17 protein-coding genes are annotated in these 16,751 nt (G+C 73.2%); 10 read left to right on the top strand and 7 right to left on the bottom strand.

Features of this window, described 5'->3' with window-relative positions; all coding sequences use genetic code 11:
* Nucleotides 1-69 precede the first annotated feature (69 nt).
* Nucleotides 70-819, top strand: a complete 750-nt coding sequence (recO, locus tag JG616_RS09525; protein WP_199392431.1) for a DNA repair protein RecO — start codon at nt 70-72, stop codon at nt 817-819.
* Here recO and JG616_RS09520 read toward each other — a convergent pair.
* Nucleotides 798-1,514 carry a response regulator gene (locus tag JG616_RS09520; RefSeq protein ID WP_234446490.1) on the bottom strand — a complete coding sequence of 239 codons (717 nt, stop codon included), beginning with the start codon at nt 1,512-1,514 and terminating at the stop codon, nt 798-800. The genes recO and JG616_RS09520 overlap by 22 nt on opposite strands.
* A gap of 34 nt (nt 1,515-1,548) precedes the next feature.
* Here JG616_RS09520 and JG616_RS09515 point away from each other — a divergent pair, with 34 nt between their 5' ends.
* From JG616_RS09515 to JG616_RS09480, 8 genes are all read left to right on the top strand, one after another.
* Nucleotides 1,549-3,564: a hypothetical protein gene (locus JG616_RS09515; protein ID WP_199392430.1), complete on the top strand. Its 2,016-nt coding sequence runs from the start codon at nt 1,549-1,551 to the stop codon at nt 3,562-3,564.
* A gap of 18 nt (nt 3,565-3,582) precedes the next feature.
* Nucleotides 3,583-4,209: a YdbL family protein gene (locus JG616_RS09510; RefSeq protein WP_199359954.1), complete on the top strand. Its 627-nt coding sequence runs from the start codon at nt 3,583-3,585 to the stop codon at nt 4,207-4,209.
* Nucleotides 4,210-4,430: 221 nt separating this feature from the next.
* On the top strand, nt 4,431-5,759 hold the full coding sequence (gene rlmD, locus JG616_RS09505) for a 23S rRNA (uracil(1939)-C(5))-methyltransferase RlmD (RefSeq protein ID WP_234446489.1): 1,329 nt from the start codon (nt 4,431-4,433) through the stop codon (nt 5,757-5,759).
* A 141-nt stretch (nt 5,760-5,900) separates the two neighbouring features.
* Nucleotides 5,901-6,416 (top strand): CYTH domain-containing protein, encoded by a 516-nt coding sequence (locus JG616_RS09500; RefSeq protein WP_199392429.1) that lies wholly within the window; start codon nt 5,901-5,903, stop codon nt 6,414-6,416.
* 12 nt (nt 6,417-6,428) lie between these two features.
* The gene (gene nagZ, locus JG616_RS09495) at nt 6,429-7,430 is read left to right on the top strand and encodes a beta-N-acetylhexosaminidase (protein ID WP_199359957.1); all 1,002 of its coding nucleotides are present in this window, start codon (nt 6,429-6,431) and stop codon (nt 7,428-7,430) included.
* The gene (locus JG616_RS09490; protein ID WP_199359958.1) at nt 7,427-7,987 is read left to right on the top strand and encodes a hypoxanthine-guanine phosphoribosyltransferase; all 561 of its coding nucleotides are present in this window, start codon (nt 7,427-7,429) and stop codon (nt 7,985-7,987) included. Before nagZ ends, JG616_RS09490 begins: the two co-directional genes overlap by 4 nt.
* 2 nt (nt 7,988-7,989) lie before the next feature.
* Entirely contained in the window at nt 7,990-8,757 is a 768-nt protein-coding gene (locus tag JG616_RS09485) for an S-methyl-5'-thioinosine phosphorylase (RefSeq protein ID WP_199392526.1), read from the top strand.
* Between the two features lie 97 nt (nt 8,758-8,854).
* Nucleotides 8,855-9,061: a cold-shock protein gene (locus JG616_RS09480; protein ID WP_144893142.1), complete on the top strand. Its 207-nt coding sequence runs from the start codon at nt 8,855-8,857 to the stop codon at nt 9,059-9,061.
* 523 nt (nt 9,062-9,584) lie between these two features.
* Here JG616_RS09480 and JG616_RS09475 read toward each other — a convergent pair.
* Complete coding sequence (locus JG616_RS09475; protein WP_199392428.1) at nt 9,585-10,109, bottom strand: hemerythrin domain-containing protein; 525 nt, start codon at nt 10,107-10,109, stop codon at nt 9,585-9,587.
* Nucleotides 10,110-10,188: 79 nt separating this feature from the next.
* Entirely contained in the window at nt 10,189-10,746 is a 558-nt protein-coding gene (locus JG616_RS09470; RefSeq protein ID WP_343225008.1) for a hypothetical protein, read from the bottom strand.
* Between the two features lie 160 nt (nt 10,747-10,906).
* On the opposite strand from JG616_RS09470, the gene JG616_RS09465 reads away from it, so the two are divergent.
* Nucleotides 10,907-12,508, top strand: a complete 1,602-nt coding sequence (locus JG616_RS09465; protein ID WP_199392427.1) for an SDR family oxidoreductase — start codon at nt 10,907-10,909, stop codon at nt 12,506-12,508.
* Between the two features lie 37 nt (nt 12,509-12,545).
* Here JG616_RS09465 and JG616_RS09460 read toward each other — a convergent pair whose 3' ends face one another.
* From JG616_RS09460 to JG616_RS09440, 4 genes are read right to left on the bottom strand one after another with little or no spacing between them, the layout of a single operon-like run.
* A complete protein-coding gene (locus JG616_RS09460; RefSeq protein ID WP_199392426.1) occupies nt 12,546-14,384 on the bottom strand; it encodes an ABC transporter transmembrane domain-containing protein in 1,839 nt (612 codons plus the stop codon).
* A complete protein-coding gene (locus JG616_RS09455) occupies nt 14,384-14,974 on the bottom strand; it encodes a YigZ family protein (RefSeq protein ID WP_199392425.1) in 591 nt (196 codons plus the stop codon). Before JG616_RS09455 ends, JG616_RS09460 begins: the two co-directional genes overlap by 1 nt.
* On the bottom strand, nt 14,971-16,023 hold the full coding sequence (locus JG616_RS13760; protein WP_305067999.1) for a hypothetical protein: 1,053 nt from the start codon (nt 16,021-16,023) through the stop codon (nt 14,971-14,973). Before JG616_RS13760 ends, JG616_RS09455 begins: the two co-directional genes overlap by 4 nt.
* Nucleotides 16,020-16,637, bottom strand: coding sequence for an RNA polymerase sigma factor (locus JG616_RS09440; protein ID WP_199392524.1), 618 nt, complete (start codon nt 16,635-16,637; stop codon nt 16,020-16,022). The genes JG616_RS13760 and JG616_RS09440 overlap by 4 nt, the downstream gene beginning before the upstream one ends.
* Nucleotides 16,638-16,751: the final 114 nt, after the last annotated feature.

The raw sequence follows: 16,751 nt of genomic DNA, 5'->3' as shown, positions 1-16,751 counted from the left end.
CAGCCGCGATCACGGCCGCGGCCATCACGAACCCCTGATCGCGGCTGTAGCCGCTCCTACAATGCGCGCATGCGGATCGCCGGCGAGCATGCCTTTGTCCTCCACGCGCGCGCCTGGCGCGAGACCAGCCTGCTGGTCGAAGTGCTGTGCGCGGAGGAGGGCCGCATGGGCCTGGTGGCGCGCGGCGTGCGGGCGCCGAAGAAGCAGGCGCTGCGCGCGGCGCTGCAGCCGATGCAGTACATCCGCTTCGATGCCGTGCAGAAGGGCGAGCTGGCACATCTGAATTCCGCCGAGGCCCTGGACGTCGCCCCCCGGCTGCAGGGCGAGGCCATGCTGTCCGGCTTCTACGCCAGCGAACTGGTGCTGCGCCTGGCACCGCGGCACGACCCGCAGCCCGAGCTCTACGCGGCCTACGCGGCGCTGCGCGCCCGCCTGGGCGCGGGCGAGCCGCTGGCCTGGACGCTGCGCCGCTTCGAGCGCGACCTGCTGGACGGCATCGGCGTCGGGCTCGACTACGGCCACGAGGGCGATGGCGATCCGGTGGATCCCGCCGCCCGCTACCGGCTGGACCCGGGACACGGACCGGTGCGCGTGCGCGGGGAACGCGGAGGCGACCGCGAGCGCAGCGCCACCGGCCGTGCGCTGCTCGCGCTGTCGGACGACGTCGCGCCCCCGGCCGAGGACCTCGGCGGACTCCGCCGGGTGCTGCGCGAGGTGCTTGAATCGCACCTGGGTGGCCGCCCGCTGGCGTCGTGGCAGCTGCTGGGCGACCTTGGCCGCGTGGGCCAGGGCGGGCCTCAGGGTGGCAGCAGTTCCTGAGCCGCGGCGTCGAAGCCGCCGAGCGCCGCATCCGAGTCGGGCGCGTCCTCCAGCGTCCTCACCGCCCGTCCCAGCCGCGCCGCGCCGACGAAGCCGCAGCTCGCGCGCAGGCGGTGCAGGACATCGCGCAGGCTGTCGTGCCGGCCGGTGCGGACCGACTCCATGACCTGGCCGTGGGCGGCCGGCAGCTCGGCCAGGAACAGCTGGCGCAGCGCGTCGACGTGCGCGCGCTCGCCGTTGAGCGCGCGCAGCGCGGCGACGTCGTCCCAGGCGTGCAGGCCGGCCGTGTCCAGCGGTGAAGCGACCGCCGCCTCCGCCACCCGCAGCGAGGATCGCCCGGCCAGCGCGCCGGCCAGCGCCGCGCGCAGCGCCGCAGCGGCCAGCGGCTTGACCAGCACGGCGTCGAAGCCGGCGTCCTGCAGTGCGCGGTGGACCTCGTCGTCGCGGGCGGCGGTGTGCGCGATCGCCGGCGTGTCCAGCCCGAGGCCACGGAGCTCGGCGAGCAGCCCCGCGCCATCGCCGTCGGGCAGGTGGGCATCGACCAGCCAGAGCGCATACGCGATGTTGGTGGCCTGGGCGCGCGCGGCCGAACGGGTGTTGACGGTGTCGACGGTCGCCGGCAGGCCTTCCGCCGCGGCGGCGAGGAAGGCGGCGGTGGTGTGGTCGTCCTCGACCAGCAGGATGCGTGGTTTCATCGGCGCGTCCCCTCCTGTCGCTACTCTGGCTGCCATGCCCGCGTGGATCTTACCCCTGCTCGCCGCGTTTGCGCTGCTGTCCGCGAGCCCGGCGCATGCGCGTGCGCTGGTGGCGCGGATGGCGAGCGTGTCCACGCCGGTGGCGACGCTGCAGGGCGTGCAGGTGCGGCTGGACTGGCCCGCAGACGCCGAGGTGGGCGAGCTGCGCATCACGGCGCAGCGCGCGGACGCGCCCGACCTGGGACAGCACTTCGCCGCGCTGTCGTGGCGTTGCCCGCTGCGCCGCGACGGCCAGGGCGGCTGGGCCTGTGCGGGCGAGTTGAGGCAGGGGCGCGGCGCGCCGCTGCGGCTGGAGCTGGCGCTGCCTCCGGGGCGCGTGTCCGCCGCGCTGTCGGGTGCTGGCGGCTCGCGGCTTGCGCTGCGCCGTGACGATGCCGCGCCGGATCTCTTCGCCATCGACATCACGCGCGTGCCGGTGGCCTGGGCCGAAGCACTGGCCCGGCGCGCATGGCCCGGCGTGCGGCTCGGGGACGGCCGCCTGGGGGGCCACCTCGAGCTGCGCGTTCCGGACGCGGCGCCGATGCGGCTCACCGGCGAACTGGCGCTGGACGGCGGCGCCTTCGACAGCGCCGACGGGACGCAGGCCGGGGCCGGACTCGGCGCGCGGCTCGGCATCGACTGGCTGGCGGCGGAGGCCGGTCCGCAACTGGCCATCGACGGCGAGCTGCTGGGCGGCGAGCTGCTGTTCGGCAGCGGCTACTTCGTGCTGCCGGCAACGCCCGTTCCGGTACGCCTGCGCGCGCATGGCGTGGCCGACGGCTGGGCGTTGGACGCGTTCCTCGCCCGCGACCCGGGCGTGCTGGAGGTGCAGGGCCGCGCGGACCTCGATGGCGCGGGCGTGCGCGCACTGGCGCTGTCGCTGCGCAGCGCGGAGGCGGCGCGGCTGCCGGAGCGCTACCTCTCGGGCTGGCTGGGCCAGGCCGGACTGACCGGGCTGGCGCTCACCGGCGGCTTCGACGCCGACGTGGAGATCATCGACGGTGCGCTGGCCGGCTTCGCGCTGCGCGCCCGCGGGCTGGACGTCGCCGCGCCCGACGGGCGCTTCCGCTTCCAGGGCCTGGACGGCGACGTGCGCCTGGTGTCGGAAGGCCGCGTCGACAGCGAGCTCCGCTGGCAGTCCGCGGCCATCGGCGCCATCCCCTTCGGTCCCGCGCGCCTGCCGTGGCGCAGCAGCGATGGCGAGCTGCACCTGCGCGAGGGCGTCGGCATCGCGATCCTCGATGGCCGCCTCGACATTCCCGCGCTGCGGTTGCGCCCGCCGGGCAGCAAGGGTCCGCTGCTGGTGGAGGCGGCACTCGGCGTCGAGTCGCTGGACATGGCCACGCTGGCCTCCGCGCTCGGGCTCCCGGCCTTTCCCGGGACCCTGTCCGGCCACATCCCCAGCGCGCGCTACGTCGGCGACCGCCTGGACTTCGAAGGCGGCGTCGTGGCCCGCGCCTTCGACGGCGAGGTGCGGGTGTCGTCGCTGGCGATGGAGCGCCCGTTCGGCGTCGCGCCGACGCTGCTGGCCGACATCGCCCTCGACGGGCTCGACCTCCAGGCGCTGACCGGCGTGCTCGAGGTCGGCGGCATCAGCGGCCGCCTGCACGGCCGCATCGACGGCCTGCGCCTGGTCGACTGGGAGCCCGCCGCCTTCGACGCCGAGCTGCACACCGAGCCGCGCCGCGGCGTGCGCCAGCGCATCAGCCAACGCGCGGTGCAGGACATCTCCAGCGTCGGCGACGCCTCGTTCACCGCCAGCCTGCAGGGCCAGCTGCTGGCTCTGTTCGACGACTTCGGCTATCGCCGCATCGGCATCTCCTGCCGGCTGGCCAACGGCGTCTGCACGATGGCGGGGCTTCAGCCTCGCGGCAGCGGGTTTGTTATCGTCGAGGGCGCCGGGCTGCCGCGCCTGGACATCGTCGGCTACAACCGCCGCGTCGACTGGAAAACCCTGGTCGAGCGCGTGGTGGCCGCGGGATCGGGCGAAGTCTCGCCCGTGTTCGACTGACCGTCCGAGGAGGACTGCATGCGCTGGACCGGGTTGCCCTTCGTCGCCGCGCTGGCGCTCACCGCCTGCGTGACCATCAACGTGTACTTCCCCGCGGCGGAGGCGCGCGAGGCGGCGCGTGAGTTCGTCGAGAACGTGATCGGCGAGGACGGCGCAGCGCCCGCGCCCGCGCAGCCCGTGGACCAGCCCGGCGGCATGCCGGGAGGGATGGCGCTCGAGGGCGCGGCCGCGTCCGGTGGCCTGGCGTTCGACCCGTGGATCCTGCTCGGCATCGCGCCGGTGCATGCGCAGACGCCGGACATCACCATCCGCACGCCGGCGATCCAGGCGATCCAGCAGCGCATGGAATCGCGCTTCGCATCCACCCTGCGGCCGCATTTCGACAGCGGCGCGCTGGGCTTCGGCGGCGACGGCCTGGTCGTGGTGCGCGATGCGGGTTCGCTGCCGCTGAAGGACCGCGTGGCGGTCAACGCCGCGGTCGCCGACGACAACCGCGACCGCAATGCGGTCTACCGCGAGGTGGCGGTGGCCAACGGCCATCCCGAGTGGGAGCCGCAGATCCGCGAGGTGTTCGCCCGGCAGTGGATCGCCAGCGCGCGCGGCGGCTGGTGGTACCAGCAGGGCAACAGCTGGAAGCAGAAGTAGCACCCGAGCGGTGTAGGAGCGGCTACAGCCGCGATCGCGCGGAGCCGGTCCAGGCGATGTTCGCGCGGACCTGTCCAGGCGATTCCGGGACGACCTGGTGGATCGATCGCGGCTGTAGCCGCTCCTACAGGGCAGGGGAGGCGCGCGCGGGGGAGGGCGGGGCGGCGCGTCGCGGTGCGGGTTTGAGACAATGCGCGGCCCACCGTACCGGCAGCAGCGCATTGGCCCGCATCGACCAGACGCCCTTCGAGGCCGTGATCCTCGGACTCGGTCCGGACGGGCGCGGCATCACCCGGCGACCCGAGGGGCACCCGCACGCGGAGAAGACGGTGTTCATCGCTGGCGCACTGCCGGGCGAGCGGGTGCTCGCGCGCCAGACCCGGCGCTGCCGCCGCTTCGACGAGGCCGAGGTGCTCGAGGTGATCGACGCCTCGCCCGACCGCGTCCAGCCGCGCTGTCCGCACTTCGGTGTCTGTGGCGCGTGCAGCCTCCAGCACCTGGCCCCGGCGCGGCAGGTCGCGGGCAAGGCGCGGATGCTGGCCGACTGCTTCGCCCAGGCGGGCGTGCGCGCGGAAACGGAACTACCTCCGCTCGCCGGCGCGCTCTTCGGCTATCGCCGCAAGGGCCGGCTGTCGGTGCGCCGGGTGGAGAAGAAGGGCCGGACCCTGGTGGGTTTCCGCGAGCGCGACGCACGCTTCGTCGCCGAACTGGTGGAATGCCATTCGGTCGTCCCGCAGGTCGGGATGCAGCTGGGCGCGCTGTCTGCGCTGGTCGACGGCCTCGACGCGCGCAGCGCCATCCCGCAGATCGAATTCAGCGCGGGCGATGACGCCACCGCCCTGGTGTTCCGCCATCTCGAGCCGCTGGGCGAGGGCGACCGCGCGGCGCTGACGGCGTTCGCGCAGCACCACGGCTTCGCCATCTATCTGCAGCCCGGCGGCCTCGAGACCATCGCGCCGCTGTGGCCGGCCGCCCCGCGGCTGTCGTTCCGCCTGGCGCCATGGGACGTCGAGCTGGCGTTCGAGCCGCTGGACTTCATCCAGGTCAACGGCGACCTCAACGGGAAGATGATCGCGCATGCGCTGGAGCTGCTCGACGTGCAGCCCGGCGACCGCGTGCTCGACCTGTTCTGCGGCCTGGGCAACTTCAGCCTGCCGCTGGGACGCCAGGCGTCCGAAGTGGTGGGCGTCGAAGGCGACGCCGGCCTGGTCGAGCGCGCGCGTGCCAACGCGGCGCGCAACGACATGGACCACGTCCAGTTCCACGTCGCCGACCTCGCTACGGACCTGTCGGCCCAGCCGTGGATGGGCGCGGGCTTCGACCTGCTGCTGCTCGACCCGGCGCGCGCCGGCGCGCTGGAGGTGCTGCAGCAGCTGCCGCTGCAGGGGCTCAGGCGCATCGTCTACGTCAGCTGCAATCCGGAGACGCTGGCCCGCGATGCCGCGTACCTCGTCGGCGAGCGCGGCTGGCGGATGCCCGCGGCGGGCGTGATGGACATGTTCCCGCACACCGCGCACGTGGAGTCGATCGCGGTGTTCGAACCCGCCTGAGGCGGCCCGGGCCGCCTGGGCCGCTCGCCGCGTCCAGCCGGGAAGCGGACGGCGTGCGTCATGTAGGAGCGGCCATGGCCGCGATATGCTGCCCGGCCGGATCGCGGCCATGGCCGCATCCAGCAAGCGCGCGGAGTGGTGATGGGCATCGAGATCGAACGCAAGTTCCTGGTCGCCGGCGACGGCTGGCGCCAGGCGGCCCACGCCGTGGTGCCGATGGCGCAGGGCTACTTCAACGACCAGCTGTCGATGGACGAAGGCCGCCAGCGCGCTTCGGTGCGCGTGCGCCTGGAGGGCGACGCCGCCTTCCTCAACATCAAGTCGCGCGAGCTCGGGCATACCCGCCAGGAGTTCGAATATCCGCTGCCGGTGGACGAGGCGCGCGCGCTGCTCGACCTGTGCGTCGGCGGACGGGTGGAGAAGCGCCGGCACCTGGTGCGCCACGGCGCGCACCTGTGGGAGGTCGACGAGTTCCTGGGCGACAACGCCGGCCTGGTCGTGGCCGAGATCGAACTCGGCAGCGCCGACGAGGCCTTCGCGTGCCCCGACTGGCTCGGCGTGGAGGCCACCGACTGCCCGCGCTACTACAATCTGGCCCTGGCCGCGCGTCCGTACTCGCTGTGGAGCGATGCGGAGCGCGCGGGACCGGAAACCTGAGGAGAGAGACCAATGCTCGTCATCGGCGTCGCCGGTACCGAACTCACCGCGCAGGAGCGCGACTGGCTGCAGCACGATGCCTGCGCCGGCGTGATCCTGTTCACCCGCAACTTCGCCTCGCGCGCGCAGGTGGCCGAGCTGTCACAGGCGATCCGCGAAGCCGCGCCGCGCCCGCAGCTGGTCTGCGTCGACCAGGAAGGCGGCCGCGTGCAGCGCTTCCGCGAGGGTTACAGCGCGCTGCCCTCGCTGGAAGGCTTCGGCCGCGACTACGCCCGTGACCCGGACGCCGCGCTGGCGCGTGCCCGTGAGCACGCCTGGCTGATGGCCAGCGAGGTGCGCGCCTCGGGCGTCGACCTCAGCTTCGCGCCGGTGGTCGACCTCGGCCGCGGCAACCTCGCCATCGGCGACCGTGCGTTCTCCGACGATCCGCAGGTGGTGGCCGCCTTCACCCGCGCCTACGTCGAAGGCATGCACGAGGCGGGCATGGCCGCGACCCTCAAGCATTTCCCGGGGCACGGCTCGGTGCGCGAGGACACGCACTTCGACGACGCCGTCGACGACCGCCCGCTGGACGTCATCCGCGCCGAGGACCTGGTGCCATTCGTTGCCGGCATCGACGCCGGCGCCGACGCGGTGATGCTGGCGCACGTGGCCTATCCGCAGGTCGCACCCGAGCCCGCCGGCTACTCGCCGCGCTGGATCGACGGGATCCTGCGCACGGAGATGGGCTTCCGCGGCGTCGTGTTCTCCGACGACATCGGCATGGCCGCGGCGCATGGCGTGGGCGGCATCAAGGCGCGCGTGGATGCGCACCTCGACGCCGGCTGCGACGTGGTCCTGGTCTGCCATCCGGAGCTGGTGGAGGAATCCCTCGCGGCGGCCGAAGGACGCGCGCTCAACACCATGGCGCTGGCCGGCCTGCTCGGCCGCGGCGCGCTGGGCTGGGACGGCCTGCTGGCGGACGGGCGCCATGGCGCGGCATCCGCGCGACAGGGCGGCGGGGTGGCGGCATGAGCGCGCCGTCGCTGGCCGAGGTGATGGTCGACGCCGACCTCATCCATGCGCGCGAGGTGCTCGAAGCCGCGATCGGCGATATGGCCGTGGCGATACACGCCGAGTACGCCGGCGATGCACGCGCGCCGCTGTTCGTCACGATCATGCACGGCGGCATGCCGTTCGCCGCGCAGTTGGCGTTCGCGCTGGGCGAGCGCGGCCTCGACCTGGAGTTCGACTACCTGCACGCCACCCGCTACCGCGGTAGCACCACCGGCTCGCGCCTGGCCTGGCTGCACCGCCCGGCCACGCCGATGCGCGGCCGCCGCGTGATCCTGGTCGACGACATCCTCGACGAGGGCCACACGCTGAAGGCGGTGACCCGCTGGTGCGAGGACGAGGGCGCGGCCGACGTGCGCGTGGCCGTGCTGGCGACCAAGGTGCATGACCGCTGCGTCGACGGCGTCTGCGCTGACTGGTCGGGGGTCGAGGTGCCGGACCGCTACGTCTTCGGCTACGGCATGGACTACAACGAGCAGGGCCGGAACCTGCCCGCCATCTACGCGCTGGGCGAATGAGCATGGAGGCCACCAGCAAGGAGCCGCTCGCGCTGGCCGTGATCGGCGGCACCGGCCTGTACCAGCTGGCCGGTCTGCAGGATGCGGAGGAACACCAGCCGGTGACGCGCTACGGCGCGCTGCCGGGTCCCGTGCGGCTCGGCCACATCGGCGGCCGGCGCGTGGCCTTCCTGGCGCGCCACGGCGAGGGCCATTCGGTGCCGCCGCACCTGGTGAACTACCGCGCCAACCTGTCGGCGCTGCACGCACTGGGCGCGCGCCGGGTCCTCGCGCTCAACACCGTCGGCGGGATCACCGCGGCCTACGGGCCGCGCGTGCTGGCCTGTCCCGACCAGCTCATCGACTACACCTGGGGCCGGGTTTCGACCTTCTGCGAAGAGCCCGGCACCGACGTGCTGCACGTCGACATGGGCGATCCCTACGCACCGTCGCTGCGCCGCGACGTGCTCGCCGCTGCGGCACGGGCCGGTGTCGGCGTCGTGGATGGCGGCTGCTACGGCGCCACCCAGGGACCGCGCCTCGAGACCCGCGCCGAGATCGCGCGCATGCGCCGCGACGGCTGCGACCTGGTTGGCATGACCGGGATGCCCGAGGCGGGGCTGGCGCGCGAGTTGGGACTCGACTATGCCTGCCTCGCGATCGTGGCCAACTGGGCGGCGGGCGCGGGCCCGCAGGTCGACGAGGTGATCACGCTGGAAGACGTGCTCGCCAACGTCGCCGCGGCCACCTCGGGTTTACCCGCGGTCATCGACGCGCTGCTCGACGGGTGATTGCGCGCGCCGTTCGGCCTTTGCATACTCGGGCCGCGTGCGCGGGTCCCTTGCAGGCATGCGCACGCAACCGCATCCAGACGAGGTAGGAAGAGTCATGCAATACGGCACAGTGAAGTGGTTCAACGACGCCAAGGGTTTCGGCTTCATCGCTCCCGAAGACGGTAGCGCGGACGTGTTCGTGCACTACTCGGCGATCGATTCCAAGGGCTTCCGCAGCCTGCAGGAAGGCCAGCGCGTCAGCTATGAAGTCACGCAGGGCCCGAAGGGCGCGCAGGCGGCCGGGGTGTCGCCAGTCGCTTAAAGCGGCGGACCGCAACAGCATTCGACCTGTTCCAGGGCCCCGGATTCCGGGGCCCTTTTTGTTGGGTCTTCTCCGCACGCGGGGGAAAAGCCCGGATGGAGTTGTGCGGCGCTTTGACGCATGGCCTGCTGCCGCTCATGTCCCCCGGTGCCGGCCCACAGGGCCGTCACCTCCTCCTTGACTTCCCGTCAGCAGGCCACGCGCCAAAGCGGTGTGGCGTCCAGGGCGCTCCGCCAGGAGCAGACGCGGGCGTTCGCTTCCCAAAACCGCGGGAAAGGTCGCGCCTGCCGCGGATGCAGGGGGGGATGTCCAGAGCCGGCCATGGATGGCCGGCCGCCGGATGCTGGGAGCAGGACGCGGAGACATCCGGCTGGACATCCCCCCCTGCATCCGTGGCAGGCAGCGAGAATCCACTCGAGGCCAACGCTCGCCCTCACAGCCAACGCCTGCACTCGCAGGCAACGCCTCACTCGGGAAGCGCGCACTCCACCATGCCGTGGTGCAGGAAAGAGGTCGCAGTGCGTCAGCCCGGCGCCTTCGGATTGCGCAGCACGGACTTCAGCCCGGTCTTGATCTTGGCGTGCGTGGTGATGCCGGCCGCCAGGAACGAGGTCTTCCATTCCTCGTACTGTTCGTCGAATTCGGCCAGCTCCTCCGCGCTGAACAGCTCGCGGGCGGAGGCGAACATCTCCTTCTCCTCTTCCTGCGCGTGGTGGTCGATGAACTCCGACAGCACCTTGACCGAACCCGCGAACTGGCGGCTGGTCTTGTCCGACGCATGCAGGTCGGGCAGCACCGTCAGCTCCACCGCGCGGTGTTCCTGGATCGCCTCGGCGTGCTGCAGCAGCTGCTCGTGCGAGGCGCGTTCGGCGAACGCCGGATAGAAGACCAGCTCCTCCCACTTGGCGTGCGGGATCAGGTTGGCCTCGATCTTCTCCAGCAGTTCGGTCCGCGCCTTCTCCGCGCGGTCGGTGGTGGCATTGATCTGCTCGAACAGGTCACGGAGGACGTCGTGTTCCTTCTTGAGCGTGACAAGGATGCTGCGCATTGGCGGTGGCTCGTGCGGGGGCGGATGGCCATCCAAGCGCGCCGCCGTGGACGCGGGCGTGAAGGGGCGGCGGGGCCGCTCAGGCCTGGGCCGCCGTCCGCAGCTCGATGCCGAGCGCGGGCGCGATCGCGCGCAGCGCCTCGTCGTCGCGGCTGAGCGTGATCCATCCGGCGATCGTGTCGGTGCCGGTCTCCCAGATCCACAGGGTGTAGCCGTAGCTGCGCAGCGCGTCATAGGCCACGTGCAACAGGTCGGGGGTCCGCGCCGCGTCCAGGAACTCGTCGTCGGTGGGATCCTCGACGCCCCAGTCGAGCTCCAGGTTCCAGCGCGCGACCAGCTCGGTGATGCTCTCGACGAAGGCCGCCGCGTCGTCGTCGTGGATCTGGAAGCCGGACGTCCAGTCGATGATGTCCTTCAGCAGCCAGACCGGCTCGACCTCGTCCTCGCGCGCGTCCGCGGTGGCGTCCTGCCAGGCGCCGAACTGGCGCATCGCGGTGTCCTCGTCGCCCGGATTGATCAGCAGCAGGAGCTGCCAGACCAGGGCTTCGGTGCCGGCCTCCTCGTCGACCTCCATCTCGTGATCGAAGCCGCTGGCGTAGTTGTCGTCGGGGTCGAATTCGCGGTCTGGGGCGTGCACGGGCGTGGTCCGGAGGGGCAGGGGCACACAGGATAAGGGTCGCGGCATGGCCGTGGCGGCAAGGGATGAGCGCCCGCGCGGGCGGTGTCTGACCGGGCGCAACGGGCGGCGCCCGCCCCCGGCGCTGTCGTTTGGGCCGGCCAGCCCTCAAACTATGCCGATGACCACGACCCCACCGGGCGCATTCGACGCCCGACCGGACCTGTCCGGTGATTCCCTCGCAGCGCGGCTCAAGCTGGCCACCGACACCCTCGAAACCGTCGCCGCCGACCACTCGCTGCTCGACGCGCTCGACGACGCCAGCCGCGAGCGCCTGCACCGCGCGGTCGCCGCGCTCGGCGCGCCGGTCGATGCCGTGGCCCGCCGCCAGCGCCGCAAACAGGCCAAGCGCAGCCGGGTGGAGGCGAAGAACGCCCATGACGATGCGCTGCTGAACGCCACCGGCATCCGCACCCTGCGCCGGCAGCCGGTGTTCACCACGCCCAACTACTTCCCGCCCGCGGACTTCCAGCCGCGCGACCTCGACGCCGACGTGCCGCCGCACCACGAGGCGCTCGAGCCGCAGCACTGCTACGTCTGCAAGCAGAAGTACACCCGGATCCACCATTTCTACGACCAGCTGTGCCCTTCCTGCGCGGACTTCAACTTCGCCAAGCGCACCGAGCTCACCGATCTCACCGGCCGCGTCGCGCTGCTGACCGGCGGCCGGGTCAAGATCGGCTACCAGGCTGGCCTGAAGCTCCTGCGCTGCGGCGCGCGGCTGATCGTGACCACGCGCTTCCCGCGCGACTCCGCCGCGCGGTACGCCGAAGAGCCGGACTTCGCCGACTGGCACGACCGCCTGGAGATCTACGGACTCGATCTGCGCCACACGCCCAGCGTGGAAGCCTTCTGCAGCGAGTTGCTGGCAACGCACGACCGCCTCGACTTCATCATCAACAACGCCTGCCAGACCGTGCGCCGCCCGCCGGAGTTCTACGCGCACATGATGGCGGCGGAGGCCGCGGCCCTGCGCGACGCGCCCGCGCACCTGCAGCGCCTGCTCGGCCGCTACGAAGGCCTGCGCGCCGACGCCCTGCTGCCCGAAGGCGACAGCACCGCGCTGGCCGGCCGCGACCTGCGCCACGAGGCGGCCGCGGGCCTGACCCGCGCCGCCGAACTGTCGCAGGTGCCGCTGCTGGCCGAGGAGCTGCTCGGCCAGTCGCACCTGTTCCCGGAAGGCCGGCTCGACCAGGACCTGCAGCAGGTCGACCTGCGCGGCCGTAACTCATGGCGCCTGCTGATGGACGAAGTGCCGTCTGTGGAGCTGCTGGAAGTGCAGCTGGTCAACGCGATCGCGCCGTTCCTGATCAACGCGCGCCTGAAGCCGCTGATGCTGCGCACGCGCGACGGCAGCCCGCCCACGCGCGACCGCCACATCGTCAACGTGTCGGCGGTCGAAGGGCAGTTCTACCGCAACTTCAAGACCACCCGGCACCCGCACACCAACATGGCCAAGGCCGCGCTCAACATGATGACGCGCACCTCGGCCGCCGATTACCACGGCGACGGCATCCACATGAATTCCGTGGATACCGGCTGGGTGACCGACGAGGATCCGGTGGAAATCGCCGCGCGCAAGACGATCGAAGAGCGCTTCCACCCGCCGCTCGACATCGTCGACGGCGCCGCGCGCATCGTCGATCCGATCATCGCCGGGCTGAACACCGGCGAGCACGTGTGGGGACAGTTCCTGAAGGATTACCGCCCCACCGACTGGTAGGGCCTGGGGTCCGGTCGCCTCGGCCGGGCAGCGGTGTTCAGGGCTGGGCGCCGGCACCCGCGTCGAGGAACTGCAGGCGCGCGAGCTCGGCGTACAGGCCGCCCTCGGCCAGCAGTTCGGCGTGGGTGCCTTCGGCGACGATGCGGCCGTGGTCCATGACCACGATGCGGTCGGCGCGCAGGACCGTGGCAAGGCGGTGCGCGACGACGATCGTGGTGCGGCCTTCCATCAGCCGTTCGAGGGCGTGCTGCACGGCGCGTTCGCTCTGGGCGTCGAGCGCCGAGGTGGCTTCGTCGAGCAGCAGCAGCGGCGCATCGCGCAGCAGGGCGCGGGCGATCGCCACGCGCTGCTGCTGGCCGCCCGACAGGCGCGCACCCCGCTCGCCGAGCTCGGAGGCGTAGCCGCCCGGCAGCCGCTCGATGAAGTCGTGGGCCTCGGCGGCGCGCGCGGCGGCCTCGACCTCGGCATCGCTGGCGTCCAGGCGTCCGTAGCGGATGTTGTCGGCGGCGCTGGCGGCGAAGATCGTCGGCCGCTGCGACACCAGGGCCATGCTGCCGCGCAGCTCGACCGGATCCAGTTCGCGCAGGTCGATGCCGTCCATCGAGACGCTGCCCGACTGCGGATCGTGGAAGCGCTGCAGCAGGCCGAAGACGGTGCTCTTGCCGGCGCCCGAGGGGCCGACAAGCGCCACGGTCTCGCCCGGCGCCACTTCGAGGCTGAAGCCTTCCAGCGCGGCGGTATCGGGGCGCGTCGGATAGTGGAAGGTGACGTCGCGCAGCGCAACCGCACCGCGCACCGGGCGCGCGAGCCCGCGCGGCGAAGCCGGCGCCACCACCTTGGGCGCCTCTTCGAGCAGTTCACCGATCCGGCCCATGCCGCCGGCGGCCTTCTGCAGCTCGTTCCAGACCTCGGCCAGCGCGCCCACCGAGCCGGCGCCGAACATCGCGTACAGCACGAATTGCCCCAGGGTGCCGGCGCTCAGGCGCCCGTCGGCGACGTCGTGCGCGCCCAGCCACAGCACCAGGGTGATCGCGCCGAACACCACCGAGATCGCCACCGCGGTCACCAGCGCCTGCACGCCGATGCGCCTGCGCGCAACCTCGACCGCGGTGGCCACGGCGGCACCGAAGCGGCCGCGCTCGTGCTGCTCGCGCGCATGCGACTGCACGGTGTCGATCGCGCCCAGGGTCTCGGTGGCCAGCGCATTGGCATCGGCCACCCGGTCCTGGCTCTCGCGCGAGATCTTCTGCAGCCGGCGCCCGCCCAGCACCAGCGGAAGCACCGCCAGCGGGATGCCGACCAGGGTCCAGGCGGCCAGGCGCGGGCTGGTCACCACCAGCATCGCGACCGAGCCCAGCACCATCACCACGCTGCGCAGGGCCACCGACATGCTGGTCGCGACCACGCCGCGCAGCAGCTCGGTGTCCGCGGTCAGGCGCGAGACCAGCTCGCCGGTGCGGCTGCGCTCGAAGAACGCCTGGTCCAGGCCGACGATGTGTCCGAACAGCTGCGTGCGCAGGTCGGCGACCACGCGCTCGCCCAGCAGCGAGACGAAGAAGAAGCGCGCCGCGGTGGCGAGCGCGAGCGCCAGCGTCACCACGAACAGCAGCGAGAAGGCGGCGTCGATGCCGGCGCCGCTGGCGAAGCCGTCGTCGATCATCCGTCGCACGGCGATCGGCAGGCTGAGGGTCGCCGCGCTCGAAGCCACCAGGGACAGCATCCACGCCAGCAGCAGCCCGCGATGGCGGGCCAGGAACGGCCAGAGGGGGCGCAGCGACGACAGCGAAGCCTTCGCCTGGGTGGCGTCGGGGTCGCTGGAGCTGGGGCTGGATTCGCGGGGCGGCGGGGGCGTGGACGTGCGGGCGAGTCGGACCATCACCCATTGTCGCCCATGCGCGCGCGGTCGCGGGTGGCGTCGCGCAGGCGCGTGGCCAGCGCGTGCAGCTGCGCGGCCGGCAGGCGCAGGCGGAAGCGCACGCCGTCGGCGGCGAAGTCCTCGCTCAGCTTCTCGGCGTCGAAGGCCGGCAGCGCCGCATGCACGGCGGCGAGGTCGGCGAAGGGGCACTCGACGTCGACCTCGGTCATCTCCACCACTTCGCGGCGCTCTGCGGTGCGAAGGCACTCCGCCGCGGCGCCGCCGTAGGCGCGGACCAGGCCGCCCGCGCCGAGCTTGATGCCGCCATACCAGCGCGTGACCACAACGGCCACGCCGTCCAGGCCCTGGCCGTCGATCGCGGCCAGGATCGGCCGTCCGGCGGTGCCGGCGGGCTCGCCATCGTCGCTGGAGCGGTAGCCGTCGCCCAGCCGCCAGGCCCAGCAGTTGTGGGTGGCGTCGGGCACCGAGACCGAGGCGATGAACGCCGCCGCCGCGTCCGGATCCGTGACCGGCGCGGCGCTGGCCAGGAACCGGCTGTGCTTGACGACGAGTTCGTGCGTGGCCGCCGCGGCCAGGGTGATGGTGCTCATTCCCCGCCCAGCAGCGCCCGCAGGTCGGGCGGCACCGGTGCGTCGGGATGGCGGCGGCGGAACTCGGCGTAGCTGTCGCGGGCCTCGTCGTAGCGCTCGGCCGAGACCAGTTCGCGGATGCGCGCCAGCCACGCCTCGCGCACCGCGGGCGAATCCACCGAAGCCGGCGGCGTGTCGTCGAGCGGCTGGTCCAGCCAGTCCTCGTGCCGCACCTCGTCCGCGGCCCCGGCCGCGTCCGCGCGCCGGGCGGCCGGGGACGCCATGGAGGGGGGCGCCGGCTGCGCGCGCAGCGGGGCAGGCGGTGCCGGCGGCGCGGGAGGCGCAGGCAGCGCTGGTGCCGGCTCCACCGGTGCAGACGTCGGGACGGGCGCGTCGAAGACCACCGGTGGCTCCTCGGACGCACGCATCTCGGCCGCCTGCGCTTCGGCCGCGGGTGGCCTCGCAGGCATCGAGGCCGCTGCCGGTGGTGCGGGCGACTCGGGCCCGCTACCGGTGAGCGCGCGCACCGGCGATGGAGGCGTCACGACGCCTGCCTCGGGCGGGGCCTGGCGCGCGGGGCTGCCGGCGTCCCCCGCAACTGCCGCATCCACCGCCGGAGCCGCCTCCGCAGCAGCCGCAGCCGGAGCCGCCGGCGTAGCCGCAGCCTCCGGCGCGCGCGCCGCGGCGTCCGGCGTCGCGGGTGCCGCAGTCCCGGTGTCATCCGCCAGGTCGGGCACATCGAAACGCGGCTGCAGCTGCCACGCGATCCCGGCGGCGATCACCACGGTCGCCGCCAGGGCGCCGCCGCGCAGCACGGCGGGATGGCGTCGGCGATAGCGCTGGCCGCTGGCCGCGGTGGTCCGGATCGCCGGGCCACCCGCCGCCGGACCGCTGCCGTCGCCTGCTTGCCCGCCGGCCGCCGCGCGCGCTGCGGCCGCGGCGCGCGCCGAAGCCAGGATGGTCGCGTCCAGCGCCGGGGAGGGGCCCGGCACGGGATCGTGGCGCGCCAGCGCGTCGGCCAGCGCGCGCTCGGTCGGGTCCAGCGGATCGGGTCGGGTCGGCTGCGTCATCGCGCGTCCTCCCGCGCGGGTTCGTCGACCGCGGTGGCGGTGGGGGTGCCGGCCAGGGCGGCGCGCAGCTTGTCCATGGCATAGCGCAGCCGCGACTTCACGGTTTCGCGGCCCACGCCGGTGATGTCGCCGATCTGCTCCAGGGTCAGCTCCTGCTCCAGGCGCATCAGCACCACCTCGCGCTGGTCCGCGGGCAGGGCGTCGAGGGCCTGCTGCAGGCCGCGCCGTCGCTGCCAGGCGTCGAGCCGGCGCTCGGGGGTGTCGCCGTCCTCCAGCCGGGCGGTGCGCGCGTCGGCGTCGTCGGGCGCCGGCGGCCGATGCTGGCGGGCGCGCCAGTGGTCGGTGACGCGGTTGCGCGCGATCCGGTACAGCCAGGTGGCGAAGGCGGCATCGGGGCGCCAGTCGGCGCCGGCGGACACCACGCGCTGCCAGGTGTCCTGGAACACCTCGTCGGCCAGCCCCGGGTCGCGCAGCTGGCGCAGCAGGAACCGGTGCAGCCGCTCGCGATGGCGCAGGTACAGCGTTTCAAAGGCCCCGGCGTCGCCCTGCGCCCACGCCCGCATCAGCGCGTCATCGCTGGGTTCGGCGTGCACTGCATGCTGCGGGGCGTCCATCGGCAGCAGGTTAAGCGCTGCGCCGGGGCGCGTGAAGCCCGTGCGCGCGGCGCGGATGCGCGGCATCATGTCGCCGGGAGGCCGGGGGGAAGGCCGCTCCTGCTTGCCGCTGGC

Origin of the sequence: Luteimonas sp. MC1895, from assembly GCF_016457215.1 — a bacterium.
Taxonomy (GTDB): Bacteria; Pseudomonadota; Gammaproteobacteria; order Xanthomonadales; family Xanthomonadaceae; genus Luteimonas.
Note: the sequence above shows the minus strand (reverse complement) of the source record. Positions and strands in the feature narration are given on the sequence as shown.